The following is a 22,467-nucleotide window of genomic DNA, read 5'->3' on the forward strand; positions in this document are numbered from 1 at the left end:
GGTATTTTTTCATTTCAGCATAACGGAGGGCAATTCTGTCAATATTTAGTATACATAATATTATTACATTAACCTTCTTTCGGAAGTACAATTCTTTTATACAATTGAACTGTAATCACATAGTAAATCGAGTAAATCACTACGAAAATAATAATTGGTAGCCAAATACGAAAGTACGGATCAGCCAAAAGAACGCTGAACATGTTCATACCAACTAATATGTGAACAATACCCACAATTGCTGGGACTAAAAATACGAAGAATAACTCCTTATAAATTGATTGTATTAATAACTCCCGGCGAACACCGATTTTACGAAGCATTTGGTAACGTGTACTATCTTTGGATGCACCGGATAAAATTTTAAACATTAAGCAGCTTGCCATCATTGCTAAAAATGCAACACCAACGAAAAAACCCATAAACATTAGTCCGCTGGCAAAATCATGACTCACAATATACGCTTGATACTTACTATCCAATTCTTCCGCTTTCACATTTTTATATTTTGCTATCTGTAATTCATCAAGTTTTTTCCATTCTTTTATGTATGATCCAAAATCATCTGTTTTCCCCATAAACACAGTACTTTCTTTACCCTTCAGCCCATCGTAGATGTTTTGATTTACAATTTTTATTTCATAATCAGGATACACATAATTTGACTGGATCGTTCTGAAAGCCTGGATCCATTGTTTTGTGTTCATCTCTCCTTTAACCCACTTTATTGAAAATGCACCAATGGGTATTTCCTCTGAAACTTTCTCTATTTTCATACCTTGCAAGAAAGGGCGATTTTTTTCTAAATCTTCTTTAAGATAATAAACATACCTATCATCAACTTTGTAATGATATTCAAGTTTTTCTTGAAATAAGATATTATCCAAAATTGTCTTTTCTTCTGCTGTTGGATTATGAATGACTGAATCGTAAATTCGTATTTGATCTGTCATGTTTAGGATGTTGTTTTTAAATGCCATACCACAAGCAATTCCACCAGCACCAAGAGCCACTAAGATTGCTACTGTTGCAAGCACATTTGTTAGACCATTAATGCGGAAATTTAATTGTGCAAAAGTAAAAGCATTGAGGCCTTTTTCACTACGTTTTTTATTACTCTTTAGCTTGTTAATCATAACTGGGAGAAGTGATCCAAATATTAGGTAAGTACCAACGGTTGCTGAGATTAATCCAACGGCCATTAATCCCAAAACAATTAGCGAATTTGCATATGACATATAAATCAGTGATGCATAACCAATACCTAATAAAAGAATACCAAGGAATGCAATTACAACGGTCATTTTTCCTTTTATGGCAACACGTTCTGTTTGTTCATCTGCATGTACAAGTTGCAGTACAGAAATACGAGATAATTTAATACTATTCATAATTGCTGATAATATAAATAGTGCAAAGAAGAAGACGCAAGTAATAGCTATAGATGGCAGATAAAGTGCTTTATAACCTTCGCCAGCAAACTCGAGTTGTTTCATTAATAGCTGACCGATACCTTCTGCAAGTCCAACACCAATTGTAATTCCAATCAAAAGAGATGTGGCACCTAATATAATTGTTTCGATAAACATAAGTAAGGTAACTTTATGCTTTTTTGCTCCTAACATCATATACATACCAAATTCTTTTTGACGAAGAACTGATAAGAAAGAGTTTGCATATAAAATATAGAAAAATGTGATAACCGCTAACAAAAAGGAACCAATTTTAAATACAGACACAATATCCCTAATAGAAGAGTTAGATTCAAGGAACGTTTTATTGGATGCTAGCGTTTGAAACATATAAAAAGTTGAAATAGAGACAATAAGACCAACAAGTAAAACAATGTAATCTTGCAACTTACTTTTTAGGCCTGACATAGAAAGCTTAAATAACATGATTGAACTTCCTTCCTTACGCTTTTTGTGTGCCCAAGTTTGCAAGCACGTCTAAAATTTCTTTATAGAATTCTTCACGGGTACCACCGCGATGAAGTTCTTTATATAACTCACCATCTTGAATGAATAAAATACGCTGGCAGTAACTTGCGCTGTAAGGATCATGCGTAACCATCATTATGGATACACCTTGCTCTTTATTTAGGCTTGTCATGGCATCAAGTAAACTCGTTGCATTTTTGGAATCTAGAGCTCCAGTTGGCTCGTCCCCTAAAATAATAGCAGGTTCATGCACTAACGCACGTGCTGCTGCTGAACGCTGCTTTTGTCCACCAGATACTTCAGATGGGTACTTTTGAAGAATTTCTGTAATCCCTAGCATATCCGCTACTTTTTCTACTTTCGGTCCAATATTACGTGATGAAACACCTTGAAGGGAAAGTGGAAGTGCGATGTTTTCATAAATAGATAAGTTCTCTAATAAGTTAAAGTCTTGGAAAATGAATCCTAACTTTTGCGAACGGAAATCAGAAAGCTCACCTTGCTTCATTTTCGTAATATCCGTTCCTGCAATTTCAATAACGCCATCTGTCGCTTTATCAAGAGTCGAAATTACATTTAATAATGTTGTTTTGCCAGAACCAGATGGCCCCATAATTCCTACAAACTCCCCCTCTTGAATCGAAAATGAAACACCTTTTAATGCGTGTGATTCATTCTCACCTTTTTTACCGTACACTTTTTGAATGTTTTTTATGTCTACGACTGGTTTTATCATATATATCCTCCTACGTTTCTATGATTGATAAGCTACTGTTTGGGTTGTTTCTTTTTCGTTTCCACTTGCAATGCCCCATCTGTAAAAGTATTAAACTTGTACCCCACTAATATATATCTTTTTATTTTTTAAAATAATAAGTCCTTTCATATTTTTGCAATACATAAAAATAGATATCAAGCCGGATAAATAGTATTTAATTTGGACATCCATTTTTAGGAATACACGTAATAGACAATCTAAGTAATAAATTTGTTCCTATTTAGATAAGAAAGCATTAGGTATTTTGTTAAGAAAACAAAATGAATTGCATAAAAAAATCCCTTTTCGCTATCTCAAAAATAGAATCATTGCTGCAGATTTTATAAACTATATAATGCCCAGCTTATACATAAGTGCAAATGTTGCCGTCCACCAAATACTTCAGGTGAATACTTTTGGAATATCGCTGAAATTTCTAATATATGGGCTAGCTTTTTTCTACTTCCTAGCAAATACTTCGTGATGGAAAACCTTGAAGGGAAAATGAAGAAACAATTTTGTTCAATCATTTGAATTATAAATAAAACATATTAAGAACCACTGGTTATATTTCTTAATTTTTCTTAAGATAATTTATAAAAACTAGACCATAACAGAGAGATTATTTCTAGTACAAATAATAAAAAACTACACCCTATTTAGGATGTAGTTTTTCTAACTGATTTATTTATTTTTCACTTCATTGTTATAAAAAGCAAATAATGGTTCAATGGATGGACTAGATAACAGAGGAATTGCCCTCTCAATCAATTCTCTATCCCAATCAAACCAACGCATTTCCATTAGCATATTCATTTCTGTATCAGTGAATCGTTTCTTTATTTCCTTAGCAGGATTTCCACCAACTATTGTATACGGCGGAACATCTTTACTTACGACAGATCCTGCTGCAACGATTGCACCTTCACCGATTGTAACGCCAGGCATTATTATAGCATTCATTCCAATCCAAGCATCACTTTTAATGACTGTATCGCCCTTCGGTTCATATGAATGTTCAATTTGCTCAGCGAATGGATATACTGTAATCCATTCTGAGTGATGATTGTGATTACCCCCCATTAAAATGACTACTCCACTCGCAATACAAACATAGTTCCCAATAATGAGTTTATCAAGATGCCATCCCATCTGTTCAATTGGATTGAACAGCGCTCGGGACTTAGCATCCCCCCACAAATACCTTACACAGCCATCTTCAAAATTTTGATGACCATAATAACCTGAATAATAGGAGTACTCTCCTACCTCAATGAGTGGATTTGTTACTATATCTTTTATATACTTTGTTTCTGACCAATGATTAAATAATGGATGCTTCATAACTTTATTCCTCGCTTCTAAGTATTATATATTTTGCTATTTACTTAGAAGCTTACTACGACTGCTACATTTTTTAGCTTTCTCAAACGACGAATCATTATCTTCAAGCCTTTCTTTTATTATAAAGGAATCATATCGTGATAAATTATATAAGTCAAATTGTAAAATTATGTACTGAAACTTGAATTATGAATTGAAATTTCAGCATTAAAACAATCGAGTTTTCAAATAACAAATCCCAATTACATATAATAAAGATTTCTTAGCTATACATCTAACTTCTTTCTTATATTAGCCTTCACTCCCTCGATATAGTTTTATTATTTATTAATTTGTCTGATAAATCAATAAATGTTAATATGATTATAGAAGATATTATCATCCATTAGATTTCACAGCTAGTTTTTCACAAAAACGATTTCTGAATCCTTAAGTAAATAGGAGGTTTAGAACATGAAACTTTTAAGGCAATCAACAATTATTGGTGCATTGACTGTTGGAGGATTTTTATTTTCAAATACAATTAGTACAATCACACCTGTGTCTGCTGAATCGCAACTTACACAAAAAGAATCACGAATTTTAGATAATTGGCGGTGGCAAAGCTATTTTTTATTACATCATAATGCAGATTTTATAGAAGAGTTAGCAGTTGGTGAGTTAAAGCATGGAGATACATTCGATGTTACTATATATACTGGTGGTAAGGATACTGGTATTGTAAAAATATATCAATTGAGTGGAAATGAAAATGACGAAATAAACCTGCATAGATATAAAACCATTTATGACTCAGGTCTAAAACATAATTATGGTAGATTTGTAACACCTATTACTAAGGTTTATACTCCAGGAACATATGTAGCTGTTATGAAACTTGGAGAAAATTATTATTATGGGGGTAGCTTTAAAATCTCAAAATAATTAACGTTTATCTCACCAGTAAATATATATTGGATACTATTTTTATTAGACAAAAATCATTTTAAAAGCTCTTCTATCTCATATAAGATAGAAGAGCTTTTTGATTGTTTGCCCTTTTTAAGGTTTAAAAAACCTTACTTTCTTTATAAATTATATTTTTTATTCAACAACTGTTTTCACCTTATTAAGTTCTACAATCTAATATGAAATATTGCATATTCTATATGTTCAATCTTTAAAAATGCGATAATTTATCTATAAAAATATTTAAAATTAATATTGAAAGGAGAATATTACATGTCTTTCTATTCTTGGTCTCCTCTTATTTTCTTAATAGTTGTTGCAATTATCATTTCTATTCAAAAGGCTAAGAAACAATAATTTATTATGTGGAGGTGTAATAATGTCATTTGCAGCATGGAGTGCTATTTTTATGACTTTAATCGGAGCAATATCTGGAGCAATCTTTGGTACAATCTCCTCTAGAAATAAAAGCAAAAATTAAATGCTAACGTAAAAATGAATTTCTAATAAAACTCTATACAAAAAAGTAGCCTATAAAGTTTTATAGGCTACTGTTCTTTCATCAAAATTATTTAGCTAATTCTTTTGTCCCCTTCATTACATCAACAAAGAATCCCCAGTTATTCACAACAGAAGAAATACTAATATGTTCATCTGGAGTGTGAACATTGAATATATCTGGCCCGAATGAAATTGCATCTAATTCAGGCATCTTTTGAACGAATACACTACATTCAATTCCTGCATGTACAGCAAAGATTTCAACATCTTTATTGTATTTTTCTTGATGCACTTTTTCAAACAAATTACGAATTTGTGAATTCGGATTGTATGGCCATTCTGGATACTCTGACTCTATTTCAAATGTTGCACCAACTAATTCGGCAATACATTTAATTTCATCTGCAACATGTTGTTTTAAACTACTTACAGAACTTCTCACTTCGTTACGTAATTTAATTTCATCTTGCAACGTTTTAATAACGCCTAAATTTGTTGAGCTTTCTACTAGACCTTTAATATCCATGCTCATGCTTTGAATGCCGTTCGGAATTAAGAATAATGATGAAATAAGCTGCTTTTGTGTTTCTTTAGCAAATACTTTTTCTACTTTCTCATCCAATTTTGTAAGTGTAACATGAACATCTGGATCAACAGCACGCATTTCTTCTTGTAATACTCTTGTCCATGATACTAGTTTTTCTTCTACTTTCTCTACATCTTCTGTACGTAATACAATTGTAGCTACACTTTCACGCGGAATTGCATTCGTTTTTAATCCGCCATGAACTTCACTTAAACCAAATTGAATATTTACTGATAAATCATGTAATACTCGTCCTAATACTTTGTTCGCATTACCACGTTGTTTATCAATTTCCATACCAGAATGTCCGCCTTTTAGACCACCAACATATAGACGGTATGCATCCATATTCGCTGGCGCTTCATCCCAAATTACTGGAATTGTTTCAACAGCTTTCGCACCACCTGCGCTACTTACAAGTAATTTATGATCTTCTTCAGAATCAATATTAATAAAGATCTTTCCTTCAAAATGATTTGAATCAACAGCGAAAGCCCCGCCCATTGTTGTTTCTTCTTCAGTAGTAATAACTACTTCAAGTGCTGGATGCGGAATGTCTTTCGAATCTAATAGAGCCATTGCATACGCAACTGCAATACCATTATCAGCGCCTAAAGTCGTTTGATTTGCATATAACATGTCCCCAATAATTCGTAATTCAATTGGATCTTTTTCAAAATCATGTACAGTCGCTTGATTTTTTTCACATACCATATCCATATGACCTTGAATAATAATAGCTGGTACATTTTCATAACCAGCAGTTGCTTCTTTTTTAATAATGACATTCATCGCTTCATCTTGAATCACTTCTAAATTACGCTCTTTTGCAAAGCCCACTAAATAATCACTAATTTCCTTTTCATTACCAGATCCTCTAGGAATCTTTGAAATTTCTGCAAAATGATAAAATACAGGGTGCTTTGTTAATTGTTCTAAAGTAGAATACATTTTTAAGCTCCTCTCAAAATGACAAAATAATATGTAAGTCTTTTATCATTATACCATGATTCGTTAGTTTCCCTTTCTATTTCATACTTTAAAATCCTCGCGTTAAATATTTAATCCTATAAAAAAACGAAAGAAAATGCACTATGCATTTTCTTTCGTTTTTTTTGCTTTCATATATTTTGAAGTACTATTATTCATTAATTTCTCTAAACGATTTATATTTTCCGTTAATGCACCTTTCACAAGAGAGAAATCTGTATTTGGTTCTTCTTTTTTTTCTTTAAAAAATGAAGACTTTTGTACATTTACTTCAGCCATCTCTTCTCCCCCTTTTCAAAAAGATACAACCTTTTATTTATATTATATAGCAAATACAGACAGGGTGTACACGTATCATTTTCTTTTTAATTCTTCTTCTAATTCTTCTACTTGCTGCAAAGTATCTCCTTTTATTAAAGAGAAATCTGTTGTATCTTCACTATCTTCTTTAAAAAAATCTTTGTCATAATCTTTTATCACTACAATCACCTCTACCTACTAGTGTAGGAATGATTGTCCGAATTTATACAAGTTTGTCTTAATTTGCTTTCCCTTTATGTATAAGTAAAAAGGACAGAAGAAAATCCTGTCCTTATTTAATAAAATAACTATGATGTATTGTTAAATTATATACATTTTCAAAATCCCGATCTTGCAGATTATTTTTCTTCCCATCAATAACAATGAAAACATCACTCACTATTTTTGCTGGTATAATTCCGACATTTTCTACTTGCACCGCTTTCTGCTCATTTAATTGCTCAATGTATTCTAACGGAACGATAGTACTAAATTGAGATCGAATACCACGAAAATTTGTATTTAATTCCTTTGCAGCTTCAAATACAACAATTTTCGCTCCAATCTTTTCCCCATACGAATCTAAAAATGCGTTTAAACTTTTTGTATATTCTTCTTCCGTATGCCATTCCATTGTACCGAATACTGCTGGATTGACATTTTGAATAATTGTTGTGTATATTTCTCCTCTTGCTTTAGAAGCAATTAATGACCGTTTTATCGATTGAACAGTCTTGCCGATATCGCTAAATTTCGCTCCCCATATTTCTGAAATATTAGGTGTTAAAATAAATGCAATATCAACGAAAATAACCATTGCAGTGAACATTAAAAGATTTTTCCAGAGGGTTAAATCAATTCCTTTTATCATGAAATACACGGTGACTGATACTATAAACAACCCATACCAAGTCTTTCTAATACGTTGCTTCTTCTCTTCGTACAACTCTTCATTTCTCCAGTAAAAGAAAACAAGAACTAGAAAAACGATTGCTAAAATAAATAAGCCGATTCGAATGTTAGAGATCACCAATGACATCACCCTCCATTCAAAAACTACTCCCGATATCATTACATGCACAAGCAGCTCTCTTTATGACAAAAGACGTGGACAAGCTTCTAAATTTAGCAATATCGCATATACATTAGAAGGTCCCACGTCTTTTATCTTGAATCTACATTGTATATGTAGACAAGCATGCGTTTCAAATTTTCATGTTAAAAAGAAATATGTTTTGGAATTTCCCCTTCTGGTACTTCTCCGTCCATACTTAAGTAATAATGACGAATTGGACGTAAATCTTCGTCTAATTCATACACGAGTGGTATACTCGTTGGAATATTTAATGAAACAACACCATCACTTGAAAGGTTATCTAAGAATTTCACTAGCGAACGAATCGTATTACCGTGCGATGAAATAATTACCTTTTCCCCATTTTTTAATGACGGCGCAATTTCTGAATGCCAATAATCAAGAACTCTTTTCTCCGTGTCCACTAAACATTCAGTCAATGGAAACTCACCTTTTTTAAGTGCTTTATATCTCGGATCATTCATTTCATACCTTGGATCATCCTCAGTAAGAGCAGGTGGTCTTACATCGATACTACGTCTCCAAATATGAACTTGCTCCTCACCATATTTTTTCGCAGTTTCATCTTTATTCAATCCCTGCAATGCACCATAATGTCTTTCATTTAACTTCCAACATTTATGTACTGGGACCCAGGCAAGATCCATCTCATGAAGTACAATCCATAACGTCCGGATTGCTCGTTTTAATACAGATGTATAAGCGACATCAAAAGTATATCCATTTTTCTTTAATATTGCTCCTGCTTCTCTCGCTTCACTTAATCCATTCTCTGATAAATCTACATCAGTCCAACCTGTAAAGCGATTTTCAAGATTCCATAAACTTTGTCCGTGACGAATAAGTACAAGTTTTATCATAATAATTCCCCTCTCGGAAATGTGAATTGTATTGTTCCATTGCGTACACGTATAAAGTATCTAGTAATGTATCTTTTTATCCATTCACTCTATGACCAATCCATAGTTGCCAAATGTATGGATAAAATTTGTTCTTTTTCAAACTATAAAACAGATATATTTCTTATTATGTTTGATCGATTGCAACTTCTCGCTTCGACATCCAAGTATCAAAACCTGATCGGCTATTTGCCATTTCATTCATAACTTGATGCCAATTTTCTTCACACGATTCACCAAATTTCGAAAAAATAGCAACCATTTGTTGTCTTTGTACATCGCTCAATTTTTTCTCTAATTCGGTACCTTTTTCTGTTAATGATAACTGTTTCACACGACGGTCATGTGTAGCTTCATTACTCTCAATTAAACCCTTTTCCACAAGTTGTCGTAGTGGTCCGTGAAGAGCTTGTTTACTTATTTCTAATAGTGATAATAACTCATTTACACTTACCCCTGGAAAGCGTGCAATAAAAAATAAAATTCGGTGATGTACTCGTTGTATGCCATACTCTTTTATAATTTCATCTGGCTTTTCAGTAAATGTTTTATATGCAAAGTAAAATAATGCTAATGCTTCATTCATCTGTTCTTCTTTATGTTGTGTCATCTACTTTCCCCCTGTATGTAAATTATACCACAATCCAGTAATCAATATTTTAATGAACGCATTGGAACTTCTTTAGTCTGTTGAAATATTCATTACATAAGTAGGAGATGATTCACTTGAAAACGCAATATACTGTTAGTACATATTTATTAGACCGACTAAGCGAATTAGGAATTGAACATATTTTTGGTATCCCTGGTGATTATAATTTGGCTTTTTTAGATGATGTAGTAGCACATGAAAAGTTAAAGTGGGTTGGTAATTGTAATGAATTAAATGCGGCATATGCTGCTGATGGATATGCTCGTATAAAAGGAATCTCCGCTCTTATTACCACTTTCGGTGTTGGAGAGTTAAGCGCCATTAACGGTGTTGCTGGCTCATACGCAGAAAACGTACCAGTTATAAAAATAACTGGTACGCCAACAACTAAAGTAATGGAAAATGGAGCACTTGTTCATCATACGTTAGGTGATGGAAAGTTCGATCACTTTTCTAATATGTATCGAGAAATCACAGTAGCACAAACAAATTTAACAGCTGAGCATGCCGCTGAGGAAATAGACCGTGTATTACGTGCATGTTGGAGTGAGAAACGCCCTGTTCATATTAATTTGCCGATTGATGTGTATAATAAACCAATTAATAAACCTACGGAATCAATTTTACATAAACCAGTTGTAAGTAATAAAGAAGCGCTGGATAAAATGCTGATACATGCAACTTCAAAAATTAATAGTGCCAAAAAACCTGTTATTTTAGCTGATTTTGAAGTGAATCGTTTTCATGCGGAAGAATATTTGTATCAATTTGTAAAAAAAACAGGATTTCCTATCGCAACGCTAAGTATGGGGAAAGGAATATTCCCTGAAAAACACCCTCAATTTGTAGGAATTTATACTGGTGATGTTAGTTCCGCATACTTACGAAAAAGAATTGATGAATCTGACTGTATTATTAGTATTGGAGTGAAATTAACTGATACTATTACTGGGGGCTTTACACAAGGTTTTACGAAAGGGCAAGTAATAGAAATCCATCCCTATACTGTAAAAATCATAGATAAAACATATGGGCCTGTTGTAATGAAAGATGCTTTAGAACAATTAAGTGATTTAATCGAACATCGCATAGAGGAAACACTTGAAATTAAGCCCTTTATTTCAGAATCGCTATCGATTACTGAAGAGTTTAACCCAAAAGCACAATTAGTTACACAAAAACGTTTTTGGCAACAAATATACCATTTCTTACAAGAAAACGATGTTTTAATTGCAGAGCAAGGAACACCTTTCTTCGGTAGTGCTGCTATCCCTTTACCAAATAACACTACATATGTAGCACAACCATTATGGGGATCGATTGGCTATACATTACCTGCTCTACTCGGTACACAGCTCGCTGATTTATCGCGGCGTAACATTTTAATTATTGGTGATGGTTCTTTCCAATTAACTGTTCAAGAGTTATCGATTATACTCCGTCAAAATTTAAAACCGATTATATTTTTAATTAATAACAATGGATACACTGTTGAACGTGCAATTCACGGCCAAAATCAACTGTATAATGACATACAAATGTGGGATTACACAAAACTCGCAAACGTATTGGGATCAGAAGAAAAAAGTCTAACATATAAAGTGGAAAATGAAACAGAGTTAGCAGAAGTTTTAACGAATATATCTTTAAATAAGAATCAACTCATCTTTATTGAAGTTGTAATGAGCCAAGGGGATCAGCCTGAATTGTTAGCTAAACTCCGTGAAAGATTCGGTAAGCAAAATTCTTAATAAGAAAAAGCGTAGCTATAAATGGGCTACGCTTTTCTTATCTTATTTTTTATTCCGCCAGCGTCAACTGCCAAGACACACCATATTTATCATTTAACCAGCCAAACTTTTTGCTAAATGGATAGGAACCTAACGGCATTAGTACAGATCCATCCTGTGCTAGTTTATGAAAGACCGTTTCAATCTCTTCTTCTGTCTCACAAGTTACATAAAGAGACATAGATGGTGTAAATGTAAAACCATGCTTGACATAACTATCAATGCACATGAATTCTTGGCCATTTAACGTAAAGGTTGCATGAATGACAGAACCCTCTTTACCAGGTCCATTTTCATCGTAACGAGAGATATTTACAATTTCTGATTGATCGAATAGCGACGTGTAAAAATTCATCGCCTCCTCAGCTTTACCTTCGAACATTAAGAACGTAGTAATTTTTTGATTTGTAGTACTCATGTAAAGACAGCCCCTTGTTATGTATTTATGCAAAACATACATCGGCCACCAAAAACCGAACGTATATTCCTATAAATATATTGTCTATAAAAACGATACGTTTGTCAATTATCTACTTTCTTATTTCTTCTTACATAATGCTGTCCAAAGAAATGATTCTCCAAACATAGTATTTGGTTGTTTGATTTGCCTCATCTTTCGAATTTCAATTACTTCAAATTCTTTAAATATCTCTCTCAGTTTTTCTTCAGAATATGCCAGACCACCTTGTAGACTCCACCCTCTATATACGTCCCAATCTGTTATTTCTGAACCATTTCGTTCATCTAAATCACCTGCTGCAAAACATGTTACTCCAAAATAACCACCCGATTTCAATGAGTTTATAATTAAATTCACATAATGTATTCTTCTATGTGGTGGAATATGATGTAAACAGCCTGAATCGTATACAAAATCAAAATCATTTTGACACTCTAGATTAAAAATTGAATCACAAATAAAATCAATTTCTATTCCTTTTGCTAAAGCCCTCTCTTTGGCCCAATTAATGCCCTCTATAGATAAATCCACTGCGGTTACATCAAACCCTTCAGCCGCTAAATAAATAGCATTTCTTCCTGGGCCACATCCAAGCTCCAGCACTTTCCCTTTGGAAACCCATTCTGTTTCTACATATGAAACTAGATTTTCATCTGGAACATTTTCAAAAAACGGAACATCTTTTTCTCTATTCGCATAAAATTCATTCCAAAATGGTTCTGCCGGTCTTAATAATGAATCAAGCATTAGAATAATATCTTCTTGCGTGTGCAACGTTTCATTTTTCATTTGTATCCCTCCAAATTTTAATAGTCAGAAAATTATTATATATCTTTCAGAACTTTCATACAAAGAAAAACTCCTACATTTAATAGGAGTTTTTATCTTTAAAATCCAAGTACAGCTAACCATTTTAATAGATTCTCTTCTCGCACTTTCAACTCATTATTCCTAAGCTTACCTAATTGAATTTCGCTAACAATTTCTCCATCCAACATAAAAAGAACTCTTTCTGTTTTCGCAGCTACCTTTACATCATGAGTCACTAACATAATAGTAGTTCCATCACGATTAATATTTAGTAATATTTGCATTACCTCTTCTGTTGATTTTAAATTTAGAGCACCAGTTGGCTCATCAGCAAAAATAACATTTGGATTATTGATAAGCGCTCTACAAATAGAAACTCTTTGTAATTGGCCTCCAGATGCTTCGGTTATATAATGAGACGCTATATCACTTATCCCCATTTTCCTCATTAGCTCCAGAGCACGTTGATTTACTGTTTCCTTACTCTCGCATTTCGCTAAATATGCTGACAAGATGATATTATCAAATAGATTCAAGTTTCTTAGAAGGTTGCTCTGCTGAAAAATAAATCCTATTTCAGTAAGGCGCAATTTGGCTAACGCTTCTTCTTTCATACATGATATTTCTTTACTATCAATTTTCACACTTCCTGATGACATTTGATCCATTCCACTAATATTATATAATAACGTTGATTTCCCAGAACCAGAAGGGCCCATGACCGATATAAATTCTCCTTCATTAATCTCTAAATCTATATTTTTTAGCACGTGATATTTTGTATTTCCATCTATTGAATATGTTTTGTTTAATTGCTTTACTTCTAAAATTTTTTTCACGTTACACCCCTACTCTCCACTTCGTTTTAAATCATCTGTTTGTTTCATATTAAAACTACTGAAAAGTATTGTTGCAGTCACAGATATAAATAAAATAGCTGGACATATTACATAAGAAACGATAGGGTTTACGGCAAACTTTATATGAGCCGCTCCCATAAATGAGCCTAACCAACTTACTAACATTTCACCAAACGTAGCAGCTAGTAATGTCCCTATTACAATGCCTATTAATACAATGACAATAGAACGAGTTATATACTGTATACGAATATCTTTGTTAGAAAAACCAATACTTTTCATAATTAATATTTGTGAAGAGTCTTTTGCCAATAACATTTTAAAAAACATCGCAGTAATTAAAACTGATATCAATATAGCAATCAAAATTGCCACTTGCGTCACGAGTCTTAATTGTTTAATTGTCTCTCCTAAAGTTTGCGTTAAATAATCATCTGTATCTGTTATTTTTGCAAAACTAAAATTATGCTTATACTCCTTCACTTTTTCTTGTAAATTCACAGTAGGCTTAATATCTACGTTTACTACATACCATAATATATTTTCGCTATTATAAGAGAAGCTCGCTTTAGCTGTTTTCCCACCATTCGTTACATCTTGATATATCCCACTAATAGTTAGTGCTTTTTCTTTTCCTTCTACAAATAAAACGATTTCATCCCCTACATTCTTTTTTAATTCATTTGCGTTCATATACGAAAGAGCAATTTCATCTTCATTTTTTGATGCCATGCCTTGAATATAGTCTAATGGGAATTTAGTGAAGTCTCCCATTTCTACATTTAAGTTTTCATGTGTACCATCAGCGTTTACTATTTTAAATGTACTCGTAACAAATGTTGCATATTTTTCTACTTCTTCATCATTTCGTATATATGAAATAACGTCCTTAAATCGTTTCTCTATATTTTCAGATTGCTGTATATCTATTCGAATGTCACTTTTTCCTGTTCCCATATAATTTACAAACTTCGGTGACTGAATTGTATACAAAAAGTTAACAGGTACAACAACCATAAACACGGCTATGATTAAAACGATACTTAATACGCGATATAACTTAAAGCGTTTTACGACATCTTGTATACCAATAAATATATTTACATTTATAATTTTAGTTTGAGAAAGAGAAAAAGAACTTTTCACCTTCTCCTTTCCTAGATTATCTCTTGATCGTAAAGCTTCTATTGCTGTAATTCTCCTGAAATTCCGCAAAATAATACGACAGAAAAGGATAACAGCTAGAAATATCAGAGTTGTGACTATTAATGGTACAATAAAATGTAAAACACTTGTATTTGCTGTTCCCATATAAAGTGAGATATTAGAGGTAAATATTTTTGTAACAAATAATGAAAGAATATATCCACATATACACCCGCTAGCAGCAATAACAACATATTTTGTTACATATAATTTTTGGATCTCTTTGCTTGTAATGCCAATAGCTTTCATAACACCAATTTCCCAATAATCTTCTTCCATAGAAGTCATAATTGTAAATCTAATACATAAAATTGCAATTAACATTAATAATGCACTTATTATGATAAGTACTGCAGCTATTATTCCATCTGTTAATGAATTGAGTGTTTTAAAGAGTGAATACGTAATAGAGGGACCTTTTTGAGGTAAGTTCGATGACTGATATAGATTTTCAAATTCATTTATTTTATTTGCATCTGTTAGCTGGAATTCAATAAGATATTCACTTTCTCCAAAATTCCCCTTTATTCTTTCGAAGTCTTCATCGCTTATTACAAATCGTTTTGAACTAACAAGTGATGGGTTCATTTGAACATCACGAACAAATGCCGAAATAGTCAATGCTAGTTCATTATTATTTTTAACAACCCATATTTTATCTCCAATACGCAAATTATATTTTTGCATATAATAAATTGGTACACCTATTTCCCCTTTTCTAACATCGATCACTTCATTATTTAAATCTAATAAAAAGTCAAAATCACTATTTTGTTTAACGAAGCTAATGTCCATTACACTATTATGTTCCGTTTGATTTTTCTTCTTTATAAAAATGTTAGACCCACCTATTTGAACCATCTCAGCCGTTTGCTGTTTTTTTACAAAAGGAGTTTTCGCTACAAATGAGTCGATTGACTTTTGATTTATTTCTCCGGTATGCATTTGTACGAAGTGCGGTGCGCTTGATACTTTAAACAATTGATCCATCGAGTTCAATAGATTTATAACATTACTTGAAGCACTAGCCATTAAAAGGCTTGATAACATGATAAACATAAATAAAATGGTAATTATCAATTTATTTTGAGAGAAATCTCTTTTTAACATTCTCCTAATCATATTAAGCTAGTTCCCCTCATTCTATAATATTTTCTTCGTCACTATCGCTATTATTATCATTATGAAACTAATAGCTAATATAGGTAAATAAATTTTCATATTGAATTCTTCAAACATAAAACCATAAATGACTTGCCCAATTGGTGCCATACATTGAGATACCGCTGTTATAATTGCCATTACTTTTCCTAGGTTTTCATTCGGTGTTTTCTTTTGGACTACAGTAATTACATAAATGGATACAATTGTCATGATCATTGCAATTAGAATAGAAGAGAGTATAAAGAGGAGAAATGATGGATAGTATCCTAAATTAAGAATAACTGGCGTAACGGATAGTGCCATTGGTATTACTAATAAAGCTATTAACAGCATCCAGTAATGCAATGTTTTCATCTGTATCTTTTTCGCAATAAAGCCTATTGATAATGCACCTAAAATAGTAGCAAAATCGATCAATCCCATTCCAATTCCGTATAACATATCGCTACTTTCTATTGTTACTCGTATAATAATTGGAGCACCAACTACAAATAGCGGCGTCAGTATTAAATTTAATAATGCAGCTAAAAGCATAGATTTCAAAATAAATGGTTGTTTTAAAACGAATACGAAGCCATCTTTCATATCCTTTACAATTGTCGGTATGATATGGCTTTCTTGTGCTCTTTTTATAAAAGGTATTGTAATAAACATTTCTAAAATCGCAGATAAAAAGAAAGCAAGACAGCTTATTATTACGAGCGTTTTCAAACCAATTATGCCGTACAATATTCCTCCTAATACAGGAGCAACTATGTTAGATAATGCTTGCACACCATTTACGATACCGTTCGCTTGTTCTAACTTTTTCTCTGGAACTAATTGCGGAATACTCGCCATTACAACTGGTGAGTACATTGCACTAATGACTGCTAGTAAAAACATAATTGTCCCAATCAATATAATAGATACCGATCCACTAAATAATAAAACTATAAAGCTTAATACAATCGCAGCGTTTATAAAATCAAAAGTGACCATTAAATTACGGCGATTGAAACGATCAGCTATCGCTCCACCAACAGGGGATAACAAAAACGGAATACTCGTTACCGCATATAATCCTGCGAATATATCAGCACGCCCTGTTATATCTAATACATATAAAGATAGGGCAAAACGTAAAAGTGTTGAACCCAAAATAGTAATAATTTGCCCACTCACCATTAAGCGAAAATCTTTCATAGAAGATTTTATACTTGCTGGCATACTCATCACACCCTTCATTTAATTTAGACCGACTGTCGGTCTATAATAACTAAACAGAAATCATGATTTCTGTTTAGTTAAAAACTCCAGCATATAATCAAAGGATCCTTCTTTCGCTCCAACAGATGCTTCCATCATTTTTATATAAGCTTTCGCTCTTCTCATCATTTCTTCCGGCTTCCACTGGAATAAACCTTCATCAAATATGACTTGTGCTGAAGAAAGTAATAATTCAATCGTTTCTTGTGGGTATGGTGTAGAAAATATGCCTTCATCGATTCCTTGTTCTAAAATCTCTGCTAAAACAGGAGATAAATGAATAATGGATTGCACTATGCTTTTTTGATGCATTTCCGCATTATTTGGCTGATGAAATTGTTCAATCATTTTATCTTTGACATCTCCTGATTTTGGTGATTGCTCCATCAAGACTCGAAATAACTTTTCTAAAACTGGGATATTTGGATTGGAGACGATTACTTTCGCTTTAGCAACATCATCTTTAACGATCCTCATGATGATCTCATCCATTACTTCTTCTTTCGACTTAAAATAGTGATAAAACGTCCCCTTCGCTATCCCTATCTCTTTTAAAATGTCATTTACTGTTGTTTTCGTATAACCTTTCGTAATAAATAAACGTTCAGCAGTTTCTAAAATTTCCTTTCTACGCTCCTCATACTCCTTTACTATTCGCATTCATGTTCTCCTTCCCATCAGACCGACTGTCGGTCTATTTAAATTATATGTTTAGTTAGTAAAAAGTTTCCTATTATCGTACATATACAACACCCTACTTTCTATTTCCTTTATAAATTTTTTATTTTTTTAATACGGTAAATGAAATTTTAAAGGGTGTTTAAATGCAATCATCCTTGTACTTATATCGATTTCGTTGTGTACAAACAAAAAAAGAGCCGCAACAATCTGCGGCTCTTTTCAATAATAACTATTTAACGGCCACGTCTTTGCTGACCTTGTTTTGTACTACCTTTTTTATTACTTGGCTTGTTAAATGATCGGTTGTTATCATTTCTCGAACTATTTCTTGAGCCACCTTTTGAACCACTTCTTGAACCTTCGCGGCTATCTCTTTGACGATATTGATCTGATTTCTTTGGAGCCGGCTTTGGTACCGGTTTTCCATTTTCATCTACACGTTTTATCTTCGGTTGTTCGATTATTTCTCTTTGCAATGGTGCACCAAGCGTTTTTTCAATTTCTTCTAAATGTTTTTCATCTTTCGCTGCAACGAACGTAATTGCAAGACCAGATCCACCTGCACGTCCTGTTCGGCCAATGCGGTGAATATAACTTTCTACATCTTCAGGAATATCAAAGTTAAATACGTGCGTTACACCATCTACATCAAGTCCACGAGCTGCTACATCTGTTGCAATTAAGTACTGAATTTTAGCTTCGCGGAAACTCTTCATAACTCTCTCACGTTTCGCTTGAGGTATATCACCATGAAGTTCAGCACAATTATAACCTAATCCTTTTAAATTATCATAAAGCTTACTTGCTCTAACCTTTGTACGACAGAAAATAACAGCTAAAAATGGCTGATCACGGTCCATAACGAAACGAAGTGCATCTGGCTTTGCACGATCAGTCGTCTCAATGACACGCTGCTCAATTGTATTTACCGTTACTTCTTCACTTTGTACTTGAACCATTTGCGGTTCATCCATATAACGCTTCGCTAATTTTTTAATATCTTTTGGCATCGTTGCTGAGAATAACATCGTTTGTTTACTACCAGGTGTCTCATCTAAAATATCTTCAATATCATATAAGAAACCGAAATAGAGCATTTGATCCGCTTCATCTAGTACAATTGTTGAAAGATTACTTAAATCAATTGTTTCACGACGTATATGATCTAATAATCGTCCTGGTGTCGCAACAACAATATGTGTATTGCCTTTTAATTTTCTCAATTGTTGTGCTACATCTTGCCCGCCATAAATCGCTAGTACATTAATATCTTCTCTTTGAACAAGCATTTTTTTTATTTCAGTTGTAATTTGCAGTGCTAGTTCCCTTGTTGGTGCGACAATTAAAGCTTGAACATCACTAGACTCTGGATCGATTTTTTCTAAAATCGGTAACACGAATGCTAACGTTTTACCCGTCCCTGTTTTCGCCTGCCCAATAATATCTTTACCTGACATAATAACAGGAATTGCCTGCTCTTGAATTGGTGTTGCTTCTGTAATTCCATTTTCACGTAATGTATGATTAAAAGTTTCACTAATTCCTAATTCTAAAAAGTTTTTCAAATAGACCACTTCTTTTCCTTATTTTTCACATTAGCTTTCATTGTACCATTTGTTTCGCCAAATATGAAAAATAAAAAAATTCTTATCTTCTTTTTTTATATTCATCGTGTACTAGTTGGACAAATTCTATTTGTTTTTTCTCTGATTTTATTAATGCTTCCATGTTAGTAGGAGACAAAATACACTTTTTAATTTTTCTATTACTCCAAATTAATTTTGTATACTTTGCATCTTCGTGTAGCCTTCGAAACCACTCGAATTCACTTAACTTTGCAATATGATGTTTTAGTTTCATGTCATTTCGAGGGTAAAATGTAATTATAGCCATTATTACATCAAGCAATAAACTCATCTTCTTCCCTCCTATACATATATATTTCAATGTTAAGGAAACATAGTTACAAGGTGATAAAATTGACCAATACATTCATAAAAATTTTTTGCGTATTTTTCTTACTATATTTTCAATCCAACACAATTATAATGGCGAAATCTCAAACAGATGTAATAAGTGAATTCAAACATGCTTTACTCAAAAATGATAAAAAATTAATGAGGTCATATGTAACAGATGGAGTTGAACTACCTACTTTCCAAACAAATAAACAAATTCATGAAATTAAAATAGTACCGTCTCCAAAAGAAGATACTACAATTCTTATTTCTTATTTCAAAGACACTGATGATGAATTTACTATCGGTTACATTTTAGAAATAATAACAAAAAACAATAAAATATCTCAAATTAATCAAATTTATGATGGAACGAATCCTCTTATGAAAGAAGCTACTATTGTAAAAGAATATGAAATGAAGTGTATGGAACATATACTTACTCCTACAAAATTCCCGTTCGAAATTCACGAATTTCAAGGGTACATCTATAACGATTACTTAAACCTCCAATACTACAATGAAGATATGAATGGGATTTTTAAAATCACTGTTTCACCAGTTCAAAACAAATTAGGCTTCTATGCACTTAGGGGAGCTAAGCTCTACACCTTAAAAAATAATATAAAAGCATTATATAATCCTCATTTTGATTCAGCATATGAGCTTATCTTTCAGCAGAATGGTTTTCAATATACAATTGCAATTGGTAACAAACGCTATATAAAAGGAAAATATAACGTAAAGGATTTAATTCAAATTGCAGAATCTATGAATTAAAAAAACAATCTTTTCGATATGGGAAAGATCGTTTTTTTATTATTTTATAAAGTAAGCTTTCCTCCATGATAGCAATAATACTTTACGGCTTTAAGGTTTTTAATTCTCTTTAAAGACTCTTCCGCTTTTTCTAAATCTAAACAAAAACTTGGATTAGCTATTACTAATTCATGATTATCTTGAACAGCCGCATCCCCTGTAATTACACAGTTTGAATTCGGGAAATATAATGAAATATGCCCCGAAGTATGTCCTGGAGTCGCTACTATTTGACATTCATCATTCAAAATCATTTGACCATCATATACTTTTTCATCGACGGAAATATGTCTTATATTTTTTAACTGTTGTATAAACCATTCACCAAATTCTTTCTCTTCAATTGGCATACGTTCTAACATTTCTTCAGCTTGAACTAATCTCTCCGATTTTATTTCACCATTAATGTAGTGACATTCAATTTCACTAGCAATAATATTAACTTGAGGATATTTCACTTTGAAATCATATAAAGACCCTATATGATCATCATCATAATGAGTAATAATTATATTTTTTAAGTTTTTCATCTCATACCCATGTTTTAAAATTGCTTCTTCAATTAAAGGTGAAAAATTGATATAACCTGTATCTACTAAAGTTAATTCATTGTTTGCTATAACTAAACTCGGATAAATAAATTGTTTTTGCCCATTAAATTCATATTCAATTGGTAGTTCTATTATCTTCATTTTTATTCCCCCATACCCGTTATTAAATGTTTAATAATATATAAATCATCCACATACATTTTACTGTACATACTTATGTAACGAAACACTGTAAGTCGTTACATAACAAACATTCTATTATTTTGAACAGGTAATTCCTTATTTTTATGGAAATATACAATAAGATAAATAATAAAATTGATTACTTCCCCACTTTTTTGTCTATCCTTTTAAAAAAATCTCTGTTTTAGTAAAAGGAGTGTTTATATGGAGAAACAGACACTTTGGAAAAAATTCAAAAAAAGCTCAGCGAACCTCGGGAAATCCAGCGTATATGAAAGTATTATTTTATACTACACAATGAGAAAAAAAGAGCTACCTACTAAAGCGAAATTCATAATATTAGCCGCTTTATCCTATTATGTATTAGCAATCGACTTCATTCCAGATATAGCTGCTATTATTGGAATCGGCTTATTAGATGATGTTTTAGCAATTGCTATAGCGCATAAATTTGTAATGCGCCATGCGGACGCTGAAATTCGAGAAAAGAGCAAAGTAAAAATGGAGTCATTATTTACTTCAGCACAAGTATAATTATACCGTCCAGTCATTTACCTAGCTTTTTACTTTCAAAAAAGCTAACTTTAATTATTGATAGTTCTATTTAACCTTCACCATGAGATCATTACAGAATACATTCTTAATTTCTCTTAGCTCTCAAGCCGTAAACAAATAGGATGCCAGTACTTGTTCCCAAGTTCTGACACCCTATTATTTGTTCTTA

22 protein-coding genes are annotated in these 22,467 nt (G+C 32.5%); 4 read left to right on the forward strand and 18 right to left on the reverse strand.

From position 1 onward, the window contains the following. Positions 1-68: 68 nt before the first annotated feature. The 3 genes from AABL52_RS14970 to AABL52_RS14980 all read right to left on the reverse strand — a co-directional run bounded on the left by AABL52_RS14970 (position 69) and on the right by AABL52_RS14980 (position 4,041). Entirely contained in the window at positions 69-1,898 is a 1,830-nt protein-coding gene (locus AABL52_RS14970; protein WP_341517815.1) for an ABC transporter permease, read from the reverse strand. Between the two features lie 16 nt (positions 1,899-1,914). Beyond that, positions 1,915-2,676, reverse strand: a complete 762-nt coding sequence (locus AABL52_RS14975; protein ID WP_000595163.1) for an ABC transporter ATP-binding protein — start codon at positions 2,674-2,676, stop codon at positions 1,915-1,917. A gap of 705 nt (positions 2,677-3,381) precedes the next feature. Next, positions 3,382-4,041, reverse strand: a complete 660-nt coding sequence (locus tag AABL52_RS14980; RefSeq protein ID WP_341517816.1) for a CatB-related O-acetyltransferase — start codon at positions 4,039-4,041, stop codon at positions 3,382-3,384. Positions 4,042-4,494: 453 nt separating this feature from the next. Here AABL52_RS14980 and AABL52_RS14985 point away from each other — a divergent pair, with 453 nt between their 5' ends. After that, positions 4,495-4,965 carry a DUF5065 family protein gene (locus AABL52_RS14985; RefSeq protein ID WP_341517817.1) on the forward strand — a complete coding sequence of 157 codons (471 nt, stop codon included), beginning with the start codon at positions 4,495-4,497 and terminating at the stop codon, positions 4,963-4,965. A gap of 592 nt (positions 4,966-5,557) precedes the next feature. On the opposite strand, the gene pepD is transcribed toward AABL52_RS14985, so the two are convergent. The 6 genes from pepD to AABL52_RS15015 form a co-directional block, all read right to left on the reverse strand. Next, on the reverse strand, positions 5,558-7,027 hold the full coding sequence (gene pepD, locus AABL52_RS14990) for a beta-Ala-His dipeptidase (protein WP_341517818.1): 1,470 nt from the start codon (positions 7,025-7,027) through the stop codon (positions 5,558-5,560). A gap of 141 nt (positions 7,028-7,168) precedes the next feature. Next, positions 7,169-7,345 (reverse strand): stage II sporulation protein SB, encoded by a 177-nt coding sequence (spoIISB, locus tag AABL52_RS14995; RefSeq protein ID WP_016087849.1) that lies wholly within the window; start codon positions 7,343-7,345, stop codon positions 7,169-7,171. Positions 7,346-7,420: 75 nt separating this feature from the next. Next, the gene (locus tag AABL52_RS15000) at positions 7,421-7,546 is read right to left on the reverse strand and encodes a D-alanyl-D-alanine carboxypeptidase (protein WP_341519727.1); all 126 of its coding nucleotides are present in this window, start codon (positions 7,544-7,546) and stop codon (positions 7,421-7,423) included. Between the two features lie 112 nt (positions 7,547-7,658). Next, positions 7,659-8,396 (reverse strand): type II toxin-antitoxin system SpoIISA family toxin, encoded by a 738-nt coding sequence (locus AABL52_RS15005; RefSeq protein ID WP_341519728.1) that lies wholly within the window; start codon positions 8,394-8,396, stop codon positions 7,659-7,661. A 188-nt stretch (positions 8,397-8,584) separates the two neighbouring features. Beyond that, positions 8,585-9,322 carry a 2,3-diphosphoglycerate-dependent phosphoglycerate mutase gene (gene gpmA, locus AABL52_RS15010; protein ID WP_341517819.1) on the reverse strand — a complete coding sequence of 246 codons (738 nt, stop codon included), beginning with the start codon at positions 9,320-9,322 and terminating at the stop codon, positions 8,585-8,587. A gap of 166 nt (positions 9,323-9,488) precedes the next feature. After that, positions 9,489-9,971, reverse strand: a complete 483-nt coding sequence (locus AABL52_RS15015) for a MarR family winged helix-turn-helix transcriptional regulator (RefSeq protein WP_341517820.1) — start codon at positions 9,969-9,971, stop codon at positions 9,489-9,491. Between the two features lie 107 nt (positions 9,972-10,078). On the opposite strand from AABL52_RS15015, the gene AABL52_RS15020 reads away from it, so the two are divergent. Continuing rightward, entirely contained in the window at positions 10,079-11,764 is a 1,686-nt protein-coding gene (locus AABL52_RS15020; protein WP_341517821.1) for an alpha-keto acid decarboxylase family protein, read from the forward strand. Positions 11,765-11,813: 49 nt separating this feature from the next. Here the strand turns inward: AABL52_RS15020 and AABL52_RS15025 are convergent, their stop codons facing one another. The 8 genes from AABL52_RS15025 to AABL52_RS15060 form a co-directional block, all read right to left on the reverse strand. Then, positions 11,814-12,221 carry a VOC family protein gene (locus AABL52_RS15025; protein WP_000108374.1) on the reverse strand — a complete coding sequence of 136 codons (408 nt, stop codon included), beginning with the start codon at positions 12,219-12,221 and terminating at the stop codon, positions 11,814-11,816. A gap of 120 nt (positions 12,222-12,341) precedes the next feature. Further along, positions 12,342-13,052, reverse strand: a complete 711-nt coding sequence (locus AABL52_RS15030; protein WP_341517822.1) for a class I SAM-dependent methyltransferase — start codon at positions 13,050-13,052, stop codon at positions 12,342-12,344. A 98-nt stretch (positions 13,053-13,150) separates the two neighbouring features. Continuing rightward, positions 13,151-13,912, reverse strand: a complete 762-nt coding sequence (locus tag AABL52_RS15035; RefSeq protein ID WP_341517823.1) for an ABC transporter ATP-binding protein — start codon at positions 13,910-13,912, stop codon at positions 13,151-13,153. Positions 13,913-13,921: 9 nt separating this feature from the next. Next, on the reverse strand, positions 13,922-16,261 hold the full coding sequence (locus AABL52_RS15040) for an ABC transporter permease (protein ID WP_341517824.1): 2,340 nt from the start codon (positions 16,259-16,261) through the stop codon (positions 13,922-13,924). A gap of 21 nt (positions 16,262-16,282) precedes the next feature. After that, a complete protein-coding gene (locus AABL52_RS15045; protein ID WP_341517825.1) occupies positions 16,283-17,530 on the reverse strand; it encodes an MFS transporter in 1,248 nt (415 codons plus the stop codon). A gap of 42 nt (positions 17,531-17,572) precedes the next feature. Continuing rightward, positions 17,573-18,211, reverse strand: a complete 639-nt coding sequence (locus AABL52_RS15050; RefSeq protein WP_341517826.1) for a TetR/AcrR family transcriptional regulator — start codon at positions 18,209-18,211, stop codon at positions 17,573-17,575. 254 nt (positions 18,212-18,465) lie between these two features. Next, the gene (locus tag AABL52_RS15055; RefSeq protein WP_341517827.1) at positions 18,466-19,806 is read right to left on the reverse strand and encodes a DEAD/DEAH box helicase; all 1,341 of its coding nucleotides are present in this window, start codon (positions 19,804-19,806) and stop codon (positions 18,466-18,468) included. 73 nt (positions 19,807-19,879) lie between these two features. Continuing rightward, complete coding sequence (locus AABL52_RS15060) at positions 19,880-20,149, reverse strand: hypothetical protein (RefSeq protein WP_046955885.1); 270 nt, start codon at positions 20,147-20,149, stop codon at positions 19,880-19,882. 29 nt (positions 20,150-20,178) lie between these two features. Between AABL52_RS15060 and AABL52_RS15065 the strand changes: the two genes are divergently transcribed. Then, positions 20,179-20,970: a hypothetical protein gene (locus tag AABL52_RS15065; protein ID WP_341517828.1), complete on the forward strand. Its 792-nt coding sequence runs from the start codon at positions 20,179-20,181 to the stop codon at positions 20,968-20,970. 44 nt (positions 20,971-21,014) lie between these two features. Here the strand turns inward: AABL52_RS15065 and AABL52_RS15070 are convergent, their stop codons facing one another. Next, positions 21,015-21,701: an MBL fold metallo-hydrolase gene (locus AABL52_RS15070; RefSeq protein WP_341517829.1), complete on the reverse strand. Its 687-nt coding sequence runs from the start codon at positions 21,699-21,701 to the stop codon at positions 21,015-21,017. A gap of 246 nt (positions 21,702-21,947) precedes the next feature. On the opposite strand from AABL52_RS15070, the gene AABL52_RS15075 reads away from it, so the two are divergent. Then, on the forward strand, positions 21,948-22,277 hold the full coding sequence (locus AABL52_RS15075; RefSeq protein ID WP_000415073.1) for a YkvA family protein: 330 nt from the start codon (positions 21,948-21,950) through the stop codon (positions 22,275-22,277). The last annotated feature ends 190 nt before the right edge of the window (positions 22,278-22,467 follow it).

Source organism: Bacillus paramobilis, from assembly GCF_038096195.1.
Lineage (GTDB): Bacteria > Bacillota > Bacilli > Bacillales > Bacillaceae_G > Bacillus_A > Bacillus_A mobilis.